General features: G+C 72.4%; 15 protein-coding genes and 1 pseudogene. 9 read left to right on the top strand and 7 right to left on the bottom strand.

Annotated features, from left to right (window positions below):
• The first annotated feature begins 14 nt into the window (after positions 1–14).
• Positions 15–1,064, top strand: coding sequence for a sugar-binding transcriptional regulator (locus tag ABR738_RS08120; RefSeq protein WP_350229297.1), 1,050 nt, complete (start codon positions 15–17; stop codon positions 1,062–1,064).
• Between the two features lie 52 nt (positions 1,065–1,116).
• Here the strand turns inward: ABR738_RS08120 and ABR738_RS08115 are convergent, their stop codons facing one another.
• Genes ABR738_RS08115 through ABR738_RS08105 form a run of 3 tightly spaced genes read right to left on the bottom strand, consistent with a single transcriptional unit; the run spans position 1,117 to position 5,143 of the window.
• Positions 1,117–2,205 (bottom strand): amidohydrolase family protein, encoded by a 1,089-nt coding sequence (locus ABR738_RS08115; RefSeq protein ID WP_350229296.1) that lies wholly within the window; start codon positions 2,203–2,205, stop codon positions 1,117–1,119.
• Positions 2,206–3,555: a type I glutamate--ammonia ligase gene (locus ABR738_RS08110; RefSeq protein ID WP_350229295.1), complete on the bottom strand. Its 1,350-nt coding sequence runs from the start codon at positions 3,553–3,555 to the stop codon at positions 2,206–2,208.
• Positions 3,556–3,559: 4 nt separating this feature from the next.
• Entirely contained in the window at positions 3,560–5,143 is a 1,584-nt protein-coding gene (locus ABR738_RS08105) for an ATP-dependent DNA ligase (protein WP_350229294.1), read from the bottom strand.
• Between the two features lie 71 nt (positions 5,144–5,214).
• Here ABR738_RS08105 and ABR738_RS08100 point away from each other — a divergent pair, with 71 nt between their 5' ends.
• From ABR738_RS08100 to ABR738_RS08090, 3 genes are all read left to right on the top strand, one after another.
• Complete coding sequence (locus ABR738_RS08100) at positions 5,215–5,643, top strand: guanyl-specific ribonuclease (RefSeq protein ID WP_350229293.1); 429 nt, start codon at positions 5,215–5,217, stop codon at positions 5,641–5,643.
• Complete coding sequence (locus tag ABR738_RS08095; RefSeq protein ID WP_350229292.1) at positions 5,640–6,017, top strand: barstar family protein; 378 nt, start codon at positions 5,640–5,642, stop codon at positions 6,015–6,017. Before ABR738_RS08100 ends, ABR738_RS08095 begins: the two co-directional genes overlap by 4 nt.
• Before the next feature lie 65 nt (positions 6,018–6,082).
• Entirely contained in the window at positions 6,083–7,564 is a 1,482-nt protein-coding gene (locus ABR738_RS08090; RefSeq protein WP_350229291.1) for a GuaB1 family IMP dehydrogenase-related protein, read from the top strand.
• Positions 7,565–7,623: 59 nt separating this feature from the next.
• Here ABR738_RS08090 and ABR738_RS08085 read toward each other — a convergent pair whose 3' ends face one another.
• Complete coding sequence (locus ABR738_RS08085) at positions 7,624–8,664, bottom strand: GDSL-type esterase/lipase family protein (RefSeq protein ID WP_350229290.1); 1,041 nt, start codon at positions 8,662–8,664, stop codon at positions 7,624–7,626.
• A 361-nt stretch (positions 8,665–9,025) separates the two neighbouring features.
• Between ABR738_RS08085 and ABR738_RS08080 the strand changes: the two genes are divergently transcribed.
• From ABR738_RS08080 to ABR738_RS08065, 4 genes and pseudogenes are all read left to right on the top strand, one after another.
• Positions 9,026–10,519 carry an amino acid permease gene (locus ABR738_RS08080; protein WP_350229289.1) on the top strand — a complete coding sequence of 498 codons (1,494 nt, stop codon included), beginning with the start codon at positions 9,026–9,028 and terminating at the stop codon, positions 10,517–10,519.
• Positions 10,506–10,960 (top strand): annotated as a pseudogene (locus ABR738_RS08075) (Lrp/AsnC family transcriptional regulator). The gene ABR738_RS08080 and the pseudogene ABR738_RS08075 overlap by 14 nt, the downstream one beginning before the upstream one ends.
• 587 nt (positions 10,961–11,547) lie before the next feature.
• A complete protein-coding gene (locus ABR738_RS08070; RefSeq protein WP_350229288.1) occupies positions 11,548–12,345 on the top strand; it encodes a carbon-nitrogen hydrolase family protein in 798 nt (265 codons plus the stop codon).
• 69 nt (positions 12,346–12,414) lie between these two features.
• Positions 12,415–14,106 carry a flavin monoamine oxidase family protein gene (locus ABR738_RS08065; protein WP_350229287.1) on the top strand — a complete coding sequence of 564 codons (1,692 nt, stop codon included), beginning with the start codon at positions 12,415–12,417 and terminating at the stop codon, positions 14,104–14,106.
• Between the two features lie 6 nt (positions 14,107–14,112).
• Here the strand turns inward: ABR738_RS08065 and ABR738_RS08060 are convergent, their stop codons facing one another.
• The 3 genes from ABR738_RS08060 to ABR738_RS08050 all read right to left on the bottom strand — a co-directional run bounded on the left by ABR738_RS08060 (position 14,113) and on the right by ABR738_RS08050 (position 17,789).
• Entirely contained in the window at positions 14,113–14,754 is a 642-nt protein-coding gene (locus ABR738_RS08060) for a DUF5995 family protein (RefSeq protein WP_350234480.1), read from the bottom strand.
• A gap of 235 nt (positions 14,755–14,989) precedes the next feature.
• Positions 14,990–16,378, bottom strand: coding sequence for a uracil-xanthine permease family protein (locus tag ABR738_RS08055; RefSeq protein WP_350229286.1), 1,389 nt, complete (start codon positions 16,376–16,378; stop codon positions 14,990–14,992).
• A gap of 208 nt (positions 16,379–16,586) precedes the next feature.
• Complete coding sequence (locus ABR738_RS08050; protein WP_350229285.1) at positions 16,587–17,789, bottom strand: MFS transporter; 1,203 nt, start codon at positions 17,787–17,789, stop codon at positions 16,587–16,589.
• 124 nt (positions 17,790–17,913) lie between these two features.
• Between ABR738_RS08050 and ABR738_RS08045 the strand changes: the two genes are divergently transcribed.
• Positions 17,914–19,053: an ROK family transcriptional regulator gene (locus ABR738_RS08045; protein WP_350229284.1), complete on the top strand. Its 1,140-nt coding sequence runs from the start codon at positions 17,914–17,916 to the stop codon at positions 19,051–19,053.
• The last annotated feature ends 41 nt before the right edge of the window (positions 19,054–19,094 follow it).

Raw genomic sequence — 19,094 nt, 5'->3', positions numbered from 1 at the left:
CGTGAACAGCAGTTGTGAACAGCAGTGAGGAGATCGCGGTGTCTGCAATGTCGGCGGGTCGGTCAGCCCTGCGGATGGGACCCGCGGAGCTGGTGCAGGCGGCGGCCATGGCCCGCCGCTTCTACCTGGAGGGGAAGTCCAAGATCCAGATCGCCGAGGAGTTCGGCGTGAGCCGCTTCAAGGTGGCCCGGGTCCTGGAGACCGCCCTGGAACGCGATCTCGTACGGATCGAGATCCGCGTGCCGGCCGAACTGGACGCGGAGCGCTCCGACGCCCTGCGCGCCCGGTACGGGCTGCGGCACGCGGTCGTCGTGGAGTCCCCGGCCGAGGGCGAGGAGACCTCGCCCGACCCGGAGAACCTGGGGGAGGTCGCCGCCGATCTGCTCGGTGAGCTGGTCAGCGAGGGCGATGTGCTGGGCCTGGCCTGGGGCCGCTCCACCATCCACATGGCCGCCGCCCTCGACCGGCTTCCGCCCTGCACGGTGGTCCAGCTGACCGGGGTCTACGACGCGGGCACCGCCGAGCGCGGCTCCGTCGAGGCGGTGCGCAGGGCCGCCCAGGTCTCCGGCGGCGAGGCCCACCCCATCTACGCCCCGATGCTGCTTCCCGACCCGGCGACCGCCGCCGCGCTGCGCAACCAGACCGGGATCGCCCGCGCCTTCGAGTACTTCGACAAGGTCACGGTCGCGGCGGTCTCCATCGGCTCCTGGGAGCCCGGCATCTCCACCGTGCACGACATGCTCAGCGACGAGGAGCGGGCGCACTACGCCTCGCTCGGTGTCGCCGCCGAGATGTCCGCACACCTCTTCGACGCCCAGGGCCGCCGGGTCGGCCGTGACCTGGGGGAGCGCTGCATCACCGTCGAGGCCGACCGGCTGCGCCGCATTCCCGAGGTCGTCGCCATCGCCGGGGGCCAGCGCAAGGCGGCAGCGATCGACGCGGTGCTGCGCTCGGGCCTGGTCACCAGCCTCGTCACCGACACCGCCGCCGCCGACTTCCTCCTCAACGAGACCGGTCCCAAGCCCCGGCCCGCCCTGGACCGCGCGGACCCGGACGGCGTCTGAGCCACCGGGGGCGCCGCGCCCCCGGTGTGCTCACGCCTCGGCCGCCGTGGCCTCAGCCGCCGTAGACGCGCTCGGCGTTGCCCGCCGACACCAGGGCGGCCACCCGGTCGGCGTCCGCCTCCGACCACGCCCCCGACCCCGTCCAGCCGTTCAGGAGCTGGTCAAGGGCGTCCCGGTAGAGCCGGGCCCCCACCACGTACAGCTCGGCGAGGCCGTACGCGTCCGTCGAGAACAGCAGCTTGCCGAACGGGGCCAGCTCCAGGAACTCGGCGAGGACCGCCGTGGCCCGCGTCCCGGTGTGGCCGAGCGAGAGCCCCACGTCCGCGTACACATGCGGGTATACGTGGGCCAGATAGCCCGCGGCCCGGTGGTAGGGGTAGCCGTGCAGCAGGATCAGCCGGCAGCCCGTGGGGCGCACCGCGCGGATGAAGTCGGTGAGCAGCAGTGGATCGCAGCGGTGCAGCCTGAGGTCCGGGTCGCCGAACCCGGTGTGGATCTGGAGCGGCAGCCCGGTCCCGGCCGCCGACCAGAGCAGATGGCGCAGAAGCACGGGGTCGGTGATCCGCCCGGCCCCGCCGGACAGCCACGCGGCGGTGGCCGCCCGGAGCTCGGCGCCGCCCGGCGGTTCGGGCGCGAAGTCCAGGCCGTACCGGTATCCGACCACCGATTTGAACCCGGCGGCCGTGCCCGCCGCCGCACCGATCGCGTCGTCCAGCACCGCCAGAAACTTGTCCGGATCACGCTCCTTGTCACCGGTGCGTTCCGCGAGGTGTTCCAGGCGTACGATCTCGCGCGCGTCCGCCCCGCCGAGCCGGGCCAGCTCGTCCGGGGTGGTCAGATCGCCGGGCAGGCCGGTGTCCACCAGATAGGTGCCGATCCCGGTGGAGGAGAGCAGCAGGCGGTTGGCCTCCTCGGCGCCGAGCTCGCGGCGACGGGCCAGATAGCGCCCCGGCGGGCAGTGCGGTTCGAGCCCGAGCAGCGGCGGGCACCAGCGGCGCACCGCGAAGCCGAGCTGGGTGTCGAAGAAGCTGGTGCCGTTCGCCGCCGGGGCGTCGGATTCGGTCAGGAACGCCTCGAAGGCGGCGTCGTCGGGGTCGCGGCGCAGCACGCCGTGACAGTGGTGGTCCACGAGCGGCAGCACTCAGTACCTCCCGCGCGTGGCTTCGGCGATCTCGCGCGGTGTGCGGCCGTCGAAGAGCTTCGTGTCGCCCTGGCGTACCGCGACGATCGCCTCGAAGAGCGCGTCGCCCAGGGCCTCGCGCAGGGTCGCCGACTCCATGAAGTGGTCGACGGCCTCGGGCAGTGAGCCGGGCAGCCGCCTGGCGCCTTCGGCGTTGACGGGGTCGCCCGCGACCGGGTCGGGCAGCCGCAGCCCCGCGTCCACTCCTGCCAGGCCCGCCGCGATCACCGCGCCCGTCACCAGATAGGGGTTGGCGGCCGGGTCGAACGACTTGACCTCCGCGTTGGCGGCGTCCTCGGCGCCGGGCGGGCCGGGCACGAAACGCAGCGCCGCCTCCCGGTTCTCGGGCCCCCAGCACTGGAAGGCACCCGCCCAGCGCGAGGGTGCGAGGCGCAGATAGCTCGCCGGGCTCGGGGCGCCGATGGCGAGCAGCGCGGGCAGCGCGTCCAGGACGCCGGCGAGGAAGGACTCGCTGGTCGCGGTCATCCCGGACGGGCCGTCGCCGCCCCGGCACAGGTTGCGGCCGTCCTGCCACAGGCTGAGGTGCAGATGGGCGCCGTTGCCGACGCCCTCGGGGTCGATGACGGGACCGAACCACGGGGTCAGGCCGTGCTGGAGGGAGACCGCCCGGATCGTCTCGCGCACCAGCACCGCGAGATCCGCCGCGCCCACCGGATCGGCCGGGGCCACCGACACCTCGAACTGGCCGGGCGTGTACTCCGGGTGGATCTGCAACACCTCGACGCCCTGCGCCTCGAGTGCGCCCAGCACATCACCCACGTACTGCGAACGTTCGACGATCCGCGCCATCCCGTAGGCCGGCCCCGCGAGCGGCGGGTCGACCACCCACTCCGTCTCGAAGCCCATCCGCAGCCCGATGCCGCGCTCGGCGGCCCGCTCGGTCATGCGGCGGGCGAACTGGCGCTGGCAGGCGGTGTGGGGCCGTCCCGACTGCTCGAACCGGTCGGCCGGCGCCCACGCCCAACCCGGCTGCGCGGCGAGCACGGTGAGCCGGTCGAGGTCGGGGATCAGGCGCAGATCGCCGTCGGGGCCGCCGATGTGGGGGCTCGTGGTGACCGAGTCGTCCACCAGATACACGTCGAAGACGGGGGACATGCCCACGCCGTACGCCGCGACCTGCGCGAGCCGCGTGGTCGGCACCACCTTGACGCGGGTGAGGCCCGCCACGTCCACCCAGGTCAGCGCGACCGCCCGGACCCCCTCCGCGGTCAGCCTGGCAGCCGCGAGCCCGGCCTCCTGTGCCCGCCGTTGTGCCTGCTCCCGCTGTCCAGCGCCGTGACCCTGCTCCACCGCTTCATTCCCTTCCGTCGCGAGGGGGCTCCTCCCTGTCCGGGCCGAGCCGGGAACCTGAAAGAGCGGTCACCGTCGCGACCGTGTCCGCGTCCGAGGCGTCTTTGTCCTCGCGATAGCGCACTACCCGTGCGAACCGCAGTGTCACCCCTTCCGGGTAGCGCGATGATCTCTGTACGCCGTCGAAGGCCACCTCGACGACGAGTTCCGGCCGCACCCGCACCCCCCAGGGCTCCTCGGCCACCGCCAGTTCCCGCAGCCGTCCGGTCTGCCAGGCGAGCAGCGCGTCGGTGAGCCCCTTGAACGTCTTGCCGAGCATGGCGAACGTGCCGTCCTCGCGGCGCGCCCCCAGATGGAGATTGGAGAGCAGGCCGGTGCGCCTGCCGTGGCCCCACTCCGCCGCCAGGACCACCAGGTCCAGCGTGTACACGGGTTTGACCTTGAGCCAGGACGCGCCGCGCCGCCCCGCCGCGTACGCCGAGTCGAGCGCCTTGAGGACCACGCCCTCGTGCCCCCGCTCCAGCGTCCGGGCGGCGAACTCCTCGGCCGCGCGCCGCTGACCGGGATCGGCCGGATCCTCCACCACGTACCGCCGCACCCGGCGGGGCTCGGGTGCGACGCGGACCAGTTCGGCGTGCCGCTCGCGCACGGACAGATCGAGCAGGTCCCGCCCGTCCACCGACAGGAGGTCGAAGAAGACGGGGACGAGCGGCAGCCGGTCCTGGGCGCCCGCGACATCGAGTCGCGACCCGACGCGTCCTGCGATGTCCTGGAAGGAGCGCGGGCGTCCGTCCGTCCCCAGCGCGATCACCTCGCCGTCCAGTACGGCATGGTCGGCCGCCAACTCCCTTGCCGCCTGCACCACTTCGGGCAGCCGGGCGCCGATCTCGTCGAGGGTGCGGGTGAACACCCGCACCGTCTCCCCGTCCTTGTGCACCTGGGCGCGGATGCCGTCGAGCTTCTCCTCCACGGCGCACGGGCCGAGCCGGTCGAGCCCTTCGGCGACGTCCTTCGCGCTGTGCGCGAGCATCGGCAGGACGGGCCGCCCCACATCGAGGCGGAACGCGGCGAGCGCGGCGGGCCCTTCGGCCAGCAGGGCCCGGGCCACGGTGCCGAGCGAGCCGCCCAGCATCACCGCGCGCCGCACATCGGCCGCAGCCGCGCCGGAGGCCGCCGCGAGCCCTTCCACGGCGGCCGCGTCCAGCGCGCCCTGGCGCACCTCACCGACGATCAGCGCGACCAGGAAGTCCTGCTCCACGGCCGTGGCCGCCGCCATCAACTCCCCGGCCAGCCGCCTGCGTTCGCCCTGGGCGCCCTTGCCGGCCACCGCCGAGATCGCGTCAAGCCGCTCGTCCACCTCCCGCACGGTCAGCGAGGGCGATGCGGCGGGCGGCGGGCGGTCCTTCAGGGCGCTCCAGCCGAGCCCGGTGCGCCGCTGCGGGAGCCGGCCCGCCAGGTAGGTCACCACCAGGGGCGCCTCGTTCGGCGCGGTGGCCGAGAAGAGCCGGGCGAGCAGTGCGGACTTCTTCGAGCGCGAGGCGGTGGCGGCGATGTCGGCCGAGGCCGTGGCCACGTCGGCGAGGAGCATGACTCCATCGTGACCCGGAAACATCACTCCACGCATTCGCTCGCGGCGCCTTCGGATGGGAGCATCACCACATGATCAACAGGTTGGCCCGGTTCGTCCTCGCCCCGCTCCTGGTGTGTCTGGCGGTACTCCTGGCCGGGTGCGCGGGCAAGGACGCGGCGACATCGTCAAGCTCCACGCACCCCGCGCCCGCCTCCGCGCCGGCGCCCGCCTGGGCCAAGGGCATGGCCACGGTCGCGGCGGCCTCGCTGCCGCCCGAGGCGCGCCGGACGCTGGGGCTCATCGACAAGGGCGGCCCCTTCCCGTACAGCAAGGACGGCGTCGTGTTCGGCAACTACGAGAAGGCGCTGCCGCAGCGCGGGCGCGGCTACTACCACGAGTACACCGTCGACACCCCGGGCTCCCGTGACCGGGGCGCCCGCCGGCTCATCACCGGGCAGGGCGGGGAGTTCTACTACACCGGGGACCACTACAAGACGTTCAAGGCGGTGCTGCGATGACGGCCGAACCGTACGGCTCCTTCGACTCCCTGCGGGCCACCGGGTGGCTGGTCGATGTCGTCGACCTCGAAGGGGTGCTGAGCAAGGCCGCGTTCATGGACCGCGTGGCCACCGCCCTGGTGCTTCCGGAGTGGTTCGGACGGAACTGGGACGCCCTCGCCGACTGCCTGGGCGATCCTGACTGGGGCCCGGCCGACCCCGGCCGCCTCCTGGTCCTGACCCACTGGCGCCCGTACGCGGCCGAGCGGCCGGACGAGTGGGCCATCGCCCTGGACGTGCTGGGCGAGGCGGCCGGAACGGGCCCGCACGGAACCCTGGCCGTGCACCTCGCGCTCGGAGGATCGCACCAGGCCCGGCGCCCCGGTCCTGGATGATCGGCCCGGGCGGCGCAATCGTATGAACATGGGACAATGAACTACGTGCTTTTCCCCTGGCTGAAATGCCTGGGGCCACCTCGAACGACTGGGATGTTCAGCACGTGCGTTTCCTCAACGACATCAAGCCGCCGTACGACCTGACGTACGACGATGTGTTCATGGTGCCGAGCCGTTCCGCGGTGGGCTCCCGCCAGGGCGTCGACCTCGCCTCTCCCGACGGCACGGGCACCACCATCCCGCTGGTCGTCGCCAACATGACCGCGATCGCCGGGCGCCGCATGGCGGAGACCGTGGCGCGCCGCGGCGGTATCGTCGTGATCCCCCAGGACATCCCGATCGAGGTCGTCACCGAGGTGATCTCCTGGGTCAAGACGCGCCACCTGGTGCTCGACACCCCGATCGTCCTCTCCCCGGCCCAGACCGTCGCCGACGCGCTGGCCCTGCTGCCCAAGCGGGCCCACAACGCTGGCGTCGTGGTCGACGCCGACCACCGGCCGGTCGGAGTCGTCACCGACGCCGACCTGACGGGCGTGGACCGCTTCACCCAGCTCTCCGAGGTCATGGCCAAGGACCTGCTGCTCCTGGACGCCGACATCGACCCGCGCGAGGCCTTCAACAGGCTCGACGGCGCCAACCGCCGCTACGCCCCCGCCGTGGACAAGGACGGCCGCCTGGCCGGCATCCTGACCCGCAAGGGCGCCCTGCGCGCGACGCTCTACACCCCCGCCACCGACGCTCAGGGCAAGCTGCGCATCGCGGCCGCCGTCGGCATCAACGGCGACGTGGCGGGCAAGGCCAAGCAGCTCCTGGACGCAGGCGCCGACACCATCGTCGTGGACACCGCGCACGGTCACCAGGAGTCGATGATCGCCGCGGTCAAGGCCGTGCGCGGCCTCGACCCCCAGGTGCCGATCGTCGCGGGCAACATCGTCGCCGCCGAGGGCGTGCGCGACCTGATCGAGGCCGGCGCGGACATCATCAAGGTCGGTGTGGGCCCCGGCGCCATGTGCACCACCCGCATGATGACCGGCGTGGGCCGCCCGCAGTTCTCCGCCGTCCTGGAGTGCGCCGCCGAGGCCAAGAAGTTCGGCAAGCACGTCTGGGCCGACGGGGGAGTGCGCCACCCGCGCGACGTCGCCATGGCGCTGGCCGCCGGCGCCTCCAACGTCATGATCGGTTCCTGGTTCGCCGGTACGTACGAGTCCCCCGGCGACCTGCACATGTCGGCCGAGGGCAACCTGTACAAGGAGTCCTTCGGCATGGCCTCCGCCCGCGCGGTCAAGAACCGTACGAGCGAGGAGTCCGCCTACGACCGGGCCCGCAAGGCCCTGTTCGAGGAGGGCATCTCCACCTCGCGCATGTTCCTCGACCCGGCCCGCCCGGGCGTCGAGGACCTGATCGACTCGATCATCGCGGGCGTCCGCTCCTCCTGCACCTACGCCGGTGCCTCCTCGCTCGCCGAGTTCGAGGAGAAGGCCGTCGTCGGCATCCAGTCCGCCGCCGGTTACGCCGAGGGCAAGCCGCTGCACGCCAGCTGGAGCTAGCCTCCCACCGCGCCGCATCGCGCGGTGCCGCACCGAGCCCCCGTGAGCCCTTTTACGTTTCAGGGTCGCGGGGGCTCCGGCATGTGCGGGGCGAGCGCGCGTGCCACCGCCGCCCCGAGCAGGGCGTGTCCCTCGTCGGTGGGGTGCAGCCCGTCCGCGAGGTGGTCCGGGGTCAACAGGCCGTGCCCGGGCAGGAGTTGGAGATGGCCGTCGCCCCGCGCCATCAGCTCGCGGGCCGCGTCCTCCATGGCGCCGCGCAGCTGAGCGAGCGTCGCGCCGAGCGCGTTCGGGGTCTCCTCCGCCTCCGGGTGGAGCAGCGGGGAGACCAGGAGCAGCGGGGTGCTCGGATGCCCGCGCCGTACGAGCCGCACGAAGGCGAGCAGCGTCTCGTACATCAGGGGGGCCGAGAACGGCGCCGACCAGCAGTTGGTGCCGAAGGCGAGCGTGAGCACATCGGCGCGCAGGCGCGCGAGCTGTTCCGCGATGGGCAGTTCGCCCCGGCCGCCGCCCGCGTAGCCGAGATTCACCGTGTCCAGGCCCAGCCTGCGGCCCGCGACGAGCGGCCAGGCGTGTGCGGGCCGGGTGGACCACCAGCCCTCCGTGATGGAGTCCCCGTGCACCAGCCAGCGCGGCCGGGCGCACGCCGGCGCGATGGCGCCGCCCACGCCCCGCACCCCGACGACCACCGGCGCCTGCGATTCGGGCGGATGGATGGTGAACGGCCCGGGGGAGCGGGGCAGTTGGATCCGTACGCGCCCCTCCTCGTGCGGCGCCACCGTGGTCTCGGCCACGCAGTGCTCGCCCTGCCAGAGCGCGAAGGTGTGGGCCAGCTCGCGCAGCGCCTCACCTCTGCCCGGCACCCTGGCGCGGTAGCGCAGCTCCACCGAGGTGGCCCCGCGCGCGACGAACTCGATCCGCGTCCCGATGGGCAGCGCGGCCCGCTCCCCGGTGTCCCACGGCAGCCGCATCACATCGTCCGGGTCCGCCCGCACCGGCCGTCCCCCGGCATCCAGCCAGGCCACCCCGCGCAGGAAGGGAGCGGGGTCGAGCCAGCCCGTGGCCGGCTGCCCGGCGGTCGTCTGCGGTATGTGCGCCTCCATGGGGCGCGACCCTGCAACAGGGCTGAGGTGGTGTCAAGGCGGCCCCGTGACCAGAGCCACTGCGCGGGCCCGTCGGCAGGGCCCTGAGCAGGGCGTACGCACGGATCGAACGTTGATGTGCAACAAATGTCCACCTGTCGCACTCGCGCGCAATGATCGGCCATCGATGCGCAAGGTTGCTGCATTACGACCGGGAAGAAGAACCCCATAAGGTTCTCGCCGTACGTGGAGTGGCGGGGACCGCCTGCTCGGCGGAACCGGCCACGGGATGGCTTCATGCTGCCCGGAATGTCCCCTCGTGCGGGAGGCCGGTCCGTCGCGGTCGCCCGTCGTCCGATGGCAGCGATAAGGAGCCACCTCAGTGCTGGATCAAGGCGCAGCGCCACCCTCGACCGATGCCCCCGCCGCCCGGGGCCCGCGCCCCGGTCGTGGCCTGATGCGGCGCAAGCCGGTGGAAGCGCTGGTCGCGGAGGGTGGCCAGGGTGAGGGCGGGTCTCTCAAGCGCTCGCTCGGCATGTGGCAGCTGACCATGATCAGCATTGGTGCGACGCTCGGCACCGGCATCTTCGTGGTGCTGGGCGAGGCCGTTCCCAAGGCCGGGCCCGCCGTCACGATCTCCTTCGTGCTCGCCGGCATCACGGCGCTCTTCTCCGCCCTTTCCTATGCCGAGCTGGCGGGCTCCATCCCCGTCGCGGGCTCCTCGTACTCCTACGCATACGCAACGCTCGGCGAACTGGTCGCGTGGATCTGCGGCTGGTGCCTGATCCTTGAGTACGGCGTCTCCGTGGCGGCGGTCGCCGTCGGCTGGGGGCAGTACCTCAACGAATTCCTCGACGGCACGATCGGCGTGACCATCCCCGACGCGCTGTCCGCGCCGCCCGGCACGGGCGGGATATTCAACCTGCCCGCGCTGATCGTGGTGATCCTCGCCATGGGCCTCCTGCTCGGCGGCGCCCGTGAGTCCGCCCGCATCAACACGATCATGGTCGGCGTGAAGATCGCCGCGCTTGTGCTCTTCTGCGTGATCGGCTTCATGGGCTTCAAGTCCGGCAACTACGCCCCCTTCATGCCGCTGGGCACGGCCGGGGTCAGCGGGGCGGCCTCCTCGCTGTTCTTCTCCTACATCGGCTTCGACGCGGCCTCCACCGCCGGCGAGGAGGCGAAGGACCCCAAGAAGGACCTGCCCCGCGCGATCATGCTGTCCCTGTTCATCGTCACGGCGCTCTACGTGCTCGTCGCGTTCGTCGCCGTCGGCGCCCGCCCCTGGAAGAAGTTCGAGGGCTCGGAGGCGGCGCTCGCCGGGATCATGAAGGACGTCACCGGGCACTCCTTCTGGGCCACCCTGCTCGCGGCCTGCGCCGTGATCGCCATCGCGAGCGTCGTCCTGACCGTGCTGTACGGCCAGACCCGCATCCTGTTCGCGATGTCCCGCGACGGCCTGGTCCCCAAGGTGTTCGCCAAGATCGGTCCGCGCAGCGGGACGCCGGTCGTCAACACCATCGCGGTGTCGCTCTTCTGCGGCGTCCTCGCCGCCGCCGTGCCGCTCGGCAGCCTCGCCGACGCCACCAGCATCGGCACGCTCTTCGCCTTCGCGCTGGTCAATGTGGCCGTCGTCATCCTGCGCCGCACCCGGCCCGACATGCCGCGCACCTTCCGCGTGCCACTCGGCTGGCTCATCCCGGTCCTCGGCTTCCTCACCTGCGCCTACCTCATGTGGAACCTCGACGGGGTCACGTGGGAGTACTTCGGAGGCTGGATGGCCGCCGGTCTCGTGATCTACTTCGGATACGGCCGCCGCCGTTCCAGGCTGGCCCCCGCCTCACAGAAGCGATCCACCCGCAGTGCGACTCAATGACCTCGATGAACGCATCGTCCACGCGCTCGCCGAAGACGCCCGCCGCTCCTACGCGGACATCGGCTCGCTGATCGGCCTGTCCGCGCCCGCCGTCAAGCGGCGCGTGGACCGGCTGCGGGCCGAGGGCGCGATCACCGGGTTCACCGTGCGGGTGGACCCGGCGGCGCTGGGCTGGGAGACCGAGGGGTTCATCGAGATCTACTGCCGGCGCAACACCTCGCCCGACGCGATCAGGCGGGGGCTTGAGCGGTATCCCGAGGTTGCCTCCGCGTCCACCGTGACCGGTGAGGCGGATGCGATCGTGCAGGTCTTCGCGTCCGACATGCGGCACTTCGAGCGGGTGCTTGAGCGGATTGCGGGCGAGCCGTATGTGGAGCGCACGAAGTCCGTCCTGGTCCTCTCCCCCTCCTGCGCCGCTACACCTCAGGCAGCCCAGCCTGACCCCCCTGGGGCTCCCCCCGAGGTATGCCCATGCGGGCCAGCACCGACCCCGCCAGGGGCGCGGGGAACTGCGCGACCAGCCACGCACGGTCCGCAGCCGGCACTCCTGGGGCTCCGCCCCAGACCCCGTTCGGCCTGAACGGCCTCGTCCTCAATCTCCCCCAAGGCCTTAAGGGCCAGGGGGGGGACCCCCATGACAGGCTGGGTATGCCTGGGCATGAGCCCTGTCAGGGGCGCGGGGAACTGCGCGCCCGGCCACGCACGGTCTGCAGCCGGGACTCCTGGGGCTCCGCCCCAGACCCCGCTCGGCCTGAAGGGCCTCGTCCTCAATTTCCCAAGGCCTTGAGGGCCAGGGGGACCCCATAACGGGCCGAAATTGCCGATGTGGGCCAGCACGCACCCACCCAGGGGCGCGGGGAACTGCGCAAACGGCGTGCGGGGCCCGCGCAACGAATCGCCGCCCGCGCGCAATCTTCCGCAACGATTCACGCGGCCACACGCAACGCTGCCGCCTTGTCCGCCCCGAACAGCGGAACGTACCGTCTAGTGACCCCACCCCGCACTCCCGCCCCACCCGAGGACCGCCCATGCCCGCGTTGCGCACCGCCCTGCTCCAGAGCTCCGGCAGTCTCTCGGACGTCGCCGCGAACCTGAAGGCGCTGGACGAAGCGGCGGGCCGGGCGGCCGGGACCGGTGCCGGGCTCATCGTCTGCCCCGAGCTGTTCCTCACCGGGTACGCCATCGGCGACGACATCGCCAAGCTCGCCGAACCCGCCGACGGCCCCTCCGCGCGGGCCATCGCGGACATCGCCGTACGCCACGGCCTGGCCGTCGTCTACGGCTACCCCGAGCGCGAGGGCGACGCCGTGTACAACGCCGCCCAGCTCATCGGCCCCGACGGCACCCGCCTCGCGAACTACCGCAAGACCCACCTCTTCGGCTGCTTCGAGCAGGAGGCCTTTACCCCGGGCGACCAGGCCGTCGTCCAGGCCGACCTGCACGGCCTCCGCGTCGGCATGATGATCTGCTACGACGTGGAGTTCCCGGAGAACGTACGGGCCCACGCGCTGGCCGGCACCGACCTCCTCCTGGTCCCCACCGCCCAGATGCACCCTTTCCAGTTCGTCGCCGAGTCCGTCGTGCCGGTGCGCGCCTTCGAGAACCAGCTGTACGTCGCGTACGTGAACCGCACCGGTCCCGAGGGCGAGTTCGAGTTCGTCGGGCTCAGCTGCCTGGCCGGCCCCGACGGCGCCGCCCGGGCCCGCGCCGGGCGCGGCACCGAGCTGGTCGTCGGTGACGTCGACCCCGAGTTCCTGACCGCCTCGCGCGCGAACAACCCCTACCTGCGCGACCGCCGCCCCGGCCTCTACGCCTCCCTCATCTGAGCCCCGGGCCGCCGGGCCCCGCCGCTCCTCCCCCCTCAACTTCCGTACTGCGCAAGGAGTCCGTACCCCATGACGTCCACGGTGCCCACCGCCGTCCAGCACATCGACGAGCAGCCGCCCGTCACGATGTTCGGGCCGGACTTCCCCTACGCGTACGACGACTTCCTCGCGCACCCCGCCGGGCTCGGCCAGATACCCGCGACCGAGCACGGCACGGAGGTCGCGGTCATCGGCGGCGGCCTGTCCGGCATCGTCGCCGCGTACGAGCTGATGAAGATGGGCCTCAAGCCCGTCGTGTACGAGGCCGACCAGATCGGCGGCCGGCTGCGCACCGTCGGCTTCCCGGGCTGCGATCCCGAGCTCAGCGCCGAGATGGGCGCCATGCGCTTCCCCCCGTGCTCCACGGCGCTCCAGCACTACATCGACCTGGTGGGTCTTGAGACCAAGCCGTTCCCCAACCCGCTCGCACCGGACACCCCCTCCACCGTCGTCGACCTCAAGGGCGAGTCGCACTACGCGACCTCTGTCGACGAGCTGCCGGCGGTGTACCGCGAGGTCATGGACGCGTGGAACGCCTGCCTGGAAGAGGGCGCCGACTTCTCCGACATGAACCAGGCCATCCGCGAGCGCGACATCCCGCGCATCCGCGAGATCTGGGCCAAGCTCGTCGAGAAGTTCGACAACCAGACCTTCTACGGCTTCCTCTGCGACTCCGAGGCCTTCAAGTCCTTCCGTCACCGCGAGATCTTCGGCCAGGTCGGCTTCGGCACCGGCGGCTGGGACACCGACTTCCCCAACTCCATCCTGGAGATCCTGCGCGTCGTCTACACCGAGGCCGACGATCTCCACCGCGGCATCGTCGGCGGCTCCCAGCAGCTGCCGCTGCGCCTGTGGGAGCGCGAACCGCAGAAGATCATCCACTGGGCGCAGGGCACCTCGCTCTCCTCGCTGCACGACGGCGCGCCCCGGCCCGCCGTCACCCGGCTGCACCGCACCGCCGGCAACCGCATCACGGTGACGGACGCCGACGGCGACATCCGCACCTTCCGCGCCGCGATCTTCACCGCGCAGTCCTGGATGCTGCTCTCCAAGATCGCCTGCGACGACTCGCTCTTCCCGATCGACCACTGGACCGCGATCGAGCGCACCCACTACATGGAGTCCTCGAAGCTGTTCGTGCCGGTCGACCGGCCGTTCTGGCTGGACAAGGACGAGGAGACCGGCCGTGACGTCATGTCGATGACGCTCACCGACCGCATGACGCGCGGCACCTACCTGCTGGACAACGGTCCGGACAAGCCCGCCGTCATCTGCCTCTCCTACACGTGGTGCGACGACAGCCTCAAGTGGCTCCCGCTGTCGGCGAGCGAGCGCATGGAGGTCATGCTCAAGTCGCTCGGCGAGATCTACCCGAAGGTCGACATCAGGAAGCACATCATCGGCAACCCGGTGACGGTGTCCTGGGAGAACGAGCCGTACTTCATGGGCGCGTTCAAGGCGAACCTGCCCGGGCACTACCGCTACCAGCGCCGCCTGTTCACCCACTTCATGCAGGACTCGCTGCCCGAGGACAAGCGGGGCATCTTCCTCGCGGGCGACGACATCTCCTGGACGGCCGGATGGGCCGAGGGCGCCGTGCAGACCGCCCTGAACGCAGTGTGGGGCGTCATGCACCACTTCGGCGGCGCGAGCGACGCGAGCAACCCCGGCCCGGGTGACCTCTACGACTCGATCGCCCCGGTCGAGCTGCCCGAGGACTGAGGCCGCTCAGCGCGCGGCGGGGAGCGGGGTCAGCAGGCACCGGGTCACCAGGCCCACCCCCGCGTCCAGGCGCTGCGTGAACTCCTCGGCCAGGGAGGGGAGTTCACGCAGCTGCCACAGCACCTTCGCCGCCGACCACGACGCGTCCCTGGCCCGATCCAGACTCCAGGACGCCAGCAGATGCGTCATGGGGTCGGCCACCTGGAACAGGTCGGGCCCGGGCATCAGCTCTTCCCTGATCCGCTCCTCCAGCAGGGTCAGCGCGTCGCCCACCCGGTCGAAGTCCCGTTCCAGGAGCGCCGGTTCGCAGTCCAGGACCCGGCAGCTGTCGACCAGGGCGAGCGTCAGGTCGTGCCCGATGTGCGCGTTGATCCCGGCCAGCGCGAACTGGAGCGGGCGCACACCGGGGTGGCGGCGGTACTGGAAGAGCGGGCGCCAGCAGTCCGGTGGGCGCCGGCCCCGCGCGGCCGCCTCCACGGCCGCGAGGTAGCGCCCGGCGAACAGCACGTCCAAGGTGGCCGCCGCGTGCGGATCGGCGAAGCCGCCATGGGCGATGAGCCGGGAGATCTCCTCGGTCACCGTCAGGTAGACGCGGTTGAATACCGCGATGCCGTCCCGGGCCGGCAGATCGGCCCGCAGCGCCCGCATCCGCCGGACCACGGGATCGAGCGGCCCGCCGAAGCGGCGGGCCTGCTCGACGGGTCCGGTCGGTGTCCATCCCGTCGGCGTCCATTCGGTCTGCGTCATGGGGGCAGCGTCCCAGCCCGCCGCCGCGCCGAGCACCGCCGGAAGAGGGCATGACCGGAAGGGATGAACGGGCAACCCCGGCGCGCCCCGCCGGGGCGGCGGGGCGCTATGGCCGCCGAGGCCCCGGGGCCGGGACCTAGCTCCGCTCCCCGTGCTCTCCTTCGTAGGAGGAGGTGCCCGAATCGAGCAGCGGTTCCTGCTGCTTGAGGTGGGCCGGGGCCAGCGCGCGCAGCACGTGGTAGCCGGTGATGACGACGATCGTGCCCAGGGCGATGCCGCTGAGCTGGAAGTTGTCGGTGAACTTCAGCGTGACGTTGCCGATGCCGATGATGATGCCCGCAGCGGCCGGCACCAGGTTCAGCGGATTGCGCAGGTCGACCTTGGCGTTGATCCAGATCTGCGCGCCGAGCAGCCCGATCATGCCGTACAGGATGACGGTGATGCCGCCGAGCACACCGCCCGGGATGGCCGCGACGACCGCGCCGAACTTGGGGCACACGCCGAAGAGCAGCGCGAATCCGGCGGCGGCCCAGTAGGCGGCGGTGGAGTAGACGCGGGTGGCGGCCATGACGCCGATGTTCTCGGAGTACGTGGTGTTCGGCGGGCCGCCCACCGCGGTCGACAGCATGGAGGCGGCGCCGTCGGCGGCGATCGCGGTGCCGAGCTTGTCGTCGAGGTCGGTGCCGGTCATCTCGCCGACCGCCTTCACATGCCCGGCGTTCTCCGCGATCAAAGCGATGACGACGGGCAGCGCGACCAGGATCGCCGACCACTGGAAGCTCGGCGCGTGCAGGCCGGGAAGCCCGATCCAGTCGGCCTTGCCGACGCCGGACAGGTCAAGGCGCCAGTGGTCGACGGCGCCCGGGCCGCCGTGCACCGAGTGGATCTTGCCGAAGACGCGGTCGAGCAGCCATGACATGCCGTACCCGAAAATCAGCCCGAGGAAGATCGCGATGCGCGACCAGAAGCCGCGCAGACACACCACGGCGAGCCCGGTGAACAGCATCACCATCAGGGCCGTCCACTGGTCCTGGGGCCAGTACGTCGAGGCGGTCACCGGCGCCAGGTTGAAGCCGATCAGCATGACGACGGCGCCGGTGACGACGGGCGGCATCGCGGCGTGGATGATCCGCGCGCCGAACCGCCGCACCGCGAGTCCCGCCAGGAAGAGCACCACGCCCACCACGAAGACCGCGCCCGTGACGGTGGCGCTGGTGCCCCCGGTGGCCCGGATCGCGGCCGCGACGCCGACGAAGGAGAGCGAGCAGCCCAGGTAGCTGGGCACCCGGCCCGCGGTGGCGAGCAGGAAGATGACCGTCGCGATGCCGGACATCATGATCGCGAGGTTGGGGTCGAGACCCATGAGGACCGGTGAGACGAAGGACGCCCCGAACATGGCCACCACGTGCTGGGCGCCGAGTCCGATCGTGCGCGGCCAGGAGAGCCGTTCGTCGGGGCGTACGACGGCTCCGGGAGCGGGGGTCCGCCCGTCGCCGTGCAAGGTCCAGCGCACGCCGAGGCGCATGGTCGCTCCAGTTCGTCCGTAGGGGAGGGGTGTTGCGGGTGCGGATGCGGGCGATCGGCTGCCGGGACGCGGCCCGCCCGATCGAAAAGTCCCGGCCAAATGTTAATGCCGCACCCGGCCCCGCCCTCGCCTCGGGACCCGGCACCCCCGCGTGGCGGGACCCGGCACCCCCGCGTGGCGGGACCCGGCACCCCCGCGGCGCGCCGCCTCAGGCCTGGGTGACCCGCGCCGCGCCCGCGGCCTTCTCGGGGCGCGCCCCTGCCCGCAGCACCCGCGCCCCCGCCACCAGGCCGAGCGCGAGCACGGTCACCAGGCCGAAGGAGACCACCAGGGAGGTCAGGTCGGCGATGCCCCCGATCGCGGACGGCGCCACGAGGCCCGAGGTGTACGTGATCGTCGCGACGCCCGCGATGGCCTGGCTGGGGTTGGGGCCGCTGCGGGCGGCGGCCGCGAAGGCGAGCGGCACCACCACCGCGACGCCCAGACCGATGAGGCCGAATCCCGCCATGGCCACGGCGGGCCCCGGCGCCGTCACCACCAGCACGCCGCCCAGGGTGGCCAGGACGCCGCCGCCGCGCACCGTGCGCACCGCCCCGAAGCGGTCCACGCCCTTGTCGCCCACGAGCCTGGCCACGGCCATGGTCAGCGTGAACGCGGTGGTGCAGGCCGCCGCCGTACCGGCCGAGGTGTCCAGTACGTCGCGCAGATAGACCGCCGACCAGTCCAGGCTCGCGCCTTCGGCGAACACCGCGCAGAACCCCACCATGCCGATGATCAGCGCCGACCTGGGCGGCGCCGCGAACCGGGGCGGCGCCGCCTCGCCCGGCGCGCTGCGCAGATCCAGGACGCCCTGGCAGGCGACGAGTCCGAGCAGGGTCAGCACGCCCGCCGCCACCGCGTGGTGCAGCCGCGCGTCGGCGCCGAGGTGCGCGGCGAGGGTGCCGGCCGCCGAACCGATCAGGGCGCCCGCGCTCCACATGCCGTGCAGCGAGGACATGATCGAGCGGCCGAGCCGGTTCTCCGTCTCCACCCCCAGGGCGTTCATCGCCACGTCCGCCATCCCCGAACTCGCCCCGTAGACGAACAGGGCGCCGCACAGGGTGTAGATGTTGGGCGCGAGCGCGGGCAGGACGAGCGCCAGCGTCCACAGGGCGAGCAGCCCGCGCAGCGCGGCACGCGCCCCGAAGCGGTGGGTGATCGCGGCGGACAGCGGCATGAGCAGCGACGAGCCGATCGCCGGAAAGGCGAGGGCGAGCCCGAGCTGTCCCGCCGAGACCCCCGCGTGTTCCTGGATCCAGGGGACGCGGGTGGCGAAATTGCCGGTCACCGCGCCATGGACGCAGAACACCGCGGCGACCGCGATCCTCGCCCGCTTCAACTGCCGCTCATCCAGAGCTGGTTGGTGATCCATCGGCCGAGTTCCCCTTCCCTCCGGGGCGGCTTCCGCGACCGCCCGGGCGTAAGCTATCAGGAACCCTGCCTGATAAATAGGACGGGTGCGATCCCGCCACCGTCGATCTGGAAGGATTCCCGGCATGCCCGCATCCCCGAGCACCGCCCGGGCCATCAACGACCGGCTCGCCCTGCGTCTACTCCAGGACGAGGGCCCGTTGACGGCAGGCCAGCTGAAGACCCTCACCGGACTCTCCCGGCCCACCGTCGCCGACCTCGTCGAACGGCTCCAGGGATCAGGCCTGGTCCATGTCGTGGGGGAGTCGGGCGCCGAGCGGCGCGGCCCCAACGCGCGGCTGTACGCGATCGTCGCCGACCGGGCCCACCTCGCGGCCCTCGACGTGCGCACCCACGGAGTCTCGCTCGTGGTCGCCGACCTGCTCGGCGCCGCGCTCGCGCAGGCGAGGCTGCCGGTCGAGCCGGGGACGGGGACCGGGCCGGCCGTCGAGCAGGTCGTGGCCCTGCTGGAGCGCACCGCGAAGGAGGCCGGCGCGGAGCGGCTGCACAGCGTCGTCGTCGGCGCCCCTGGCCTCATCGACCCGGCCGCCGGTGAACTGCGCGACACCACGGGACTGCCCGCATGGCACCGCGAACTCGTCCGCGCGCTGGCCGAGCGGCTGCCCGCCGCCGTGCTCGTCGAGAACGAGACCAACCTGGCCGCGGTGGCCGAGCAGCGGCTCGGCGCGGCGCGCGGGCGGGACACCTTCGTCCTGCTGTGGCTCGGGCAGGGCATCGGCGCGTCCCTCGTCCTGGAGGGGAAGCTGCGCAGGGGCGCCTCCGGCGGCGCGGGCGAGATCGGCTTCCTGCCGGTGCCCGGCACCAGCGGCCTGCCGTCCGCGACCAGCTGCGACGGCGGCTTCCACGACCTGGTGCACACGGGCGCGGTGGCGCGCCTCGCCGCCCGGCACGGCAGGACCCTTGGCGTTCAGGAGGCGGTGCGCGACGCGGACGGGCCCTTCCTCGACGCGCTGGCCGAGCGGATCGCGATCGGCGCGGCGAGCGTCGTCGCCATCCTCGACCCCGGATTGATCGTGCTCGGCGGCGAACTGGGCCACGCGGGCGGCCGGTCGCTCGCCGCCCGCGTCCAGCGCGCGCTCGCCGCCCTCACCCCACTGGCCACCGAGGTCCGGCCCAGCGAGCTCGGCGACGGCGCGGTCCTCGGCGGGGCCCTCCTGACCGCGCGGGACGCCGCCCAGGATGAGATCTTCGCCCCAAAGCCCTGACGCCGTAAGTCGCCTGATGGCACGTCAGAAAGCGGGACCCG

It is taken from the genome of Streptomyces sp. Edi4 (assembly GCF_040253615.1).
Lineage (GTDB): Bacteria > Actinomycetota > Actinomycetes > Streptomycetales > Streptomycetaceae > Streptomyces.
The sequence above is the reverse complement of the archived record's forward strand: the minus strand, read 5'-3'. Positions and strand labels throughout refer to the sequence as shown.

Excerpts from the sequence above, each read along its gene's own strand:
- ABR738_RS08105 (WP_350229294.1), bottom strand. The coding sequence starts at position 5,143 with ATGCTCCTCGCCGACGTGGCCACGGCCTCGGCCGACATCGCCGCCACC.
- ABR738_RS08100 (WP_350229293.1), top strand. The coding sequence starts at position 5,215 with ATGATCAACAGGTTGGCCCGGTTCGTCCTCGCCCCGCTCCTGGTGTGT.
- ABR738_RS08095 (WP_350229292.1), top strand. The coding sequence starts at position 5,640 with ATGACGGCCGAACCGTACGGCTCCTTCGACTCCCTGCGGGCCACCGGG.
- ABR738_RS08090 (WP_350229291.1), top strand. The coding sequence starts at position 6,083 with ATGCCTGGGGCCACCTCGAACGACTGGGATGTTCAGCACGTGCGTTTC.
- ABR738_RS08085 (WP_350229290.1), bottom strand. The coding sequence starts at position 8,664 with ATGGAGGCGCACATACCGCAGACGACCGCCGGGCAGCCGGCCACGGGC.
- ABR738_RS08070 (WP_350229288.1), top strand. The coding sequence starts at position 11,548 with ATGCCCGCGTTGCGCACCGCCCTGCTCCAGAGCTCCGGCAGTCTCTCG.
- ABR738_RS08065 (WP_350229287.1), top strand. The coding sequence starts at position 12,415 with ATGACGTCCACGGTGCCCACCGCCGTCCAGCACATCGACGAGCAGCCG.
- ABR738_RS08060 (WP_350234480.1), bottom strand. The coding sequence starts at position 14,754 with ATGCGGGCGCTGCGGGCCGATCTGCCGGCCCGGGACGGCATCGCGGTA.
- ABR738_RS08055 (WP_350229286.1), bottom strand. The coding sequence starts at position 16,378 with ATGCGCCTCGGCGTGCGCTGGACCTTGCACGGCGACGGGCGGACCCCC.
- ABR738_RS08050 (WP_350229285.1), bottom strand. The coding sequence starts at position 17,789 with ATGGATCACCAACCAGCTCTGGATGAGCGGCAGTTGAAGCGGGCGAGG.
- ABR738_RS08045 (WP_350229284.1), top strand. The coding sequence starts at position 17,914 with ATGCCCGCATCCCCGAGCACCGCCCGGGCCATCAACGACCGGCTCGCC.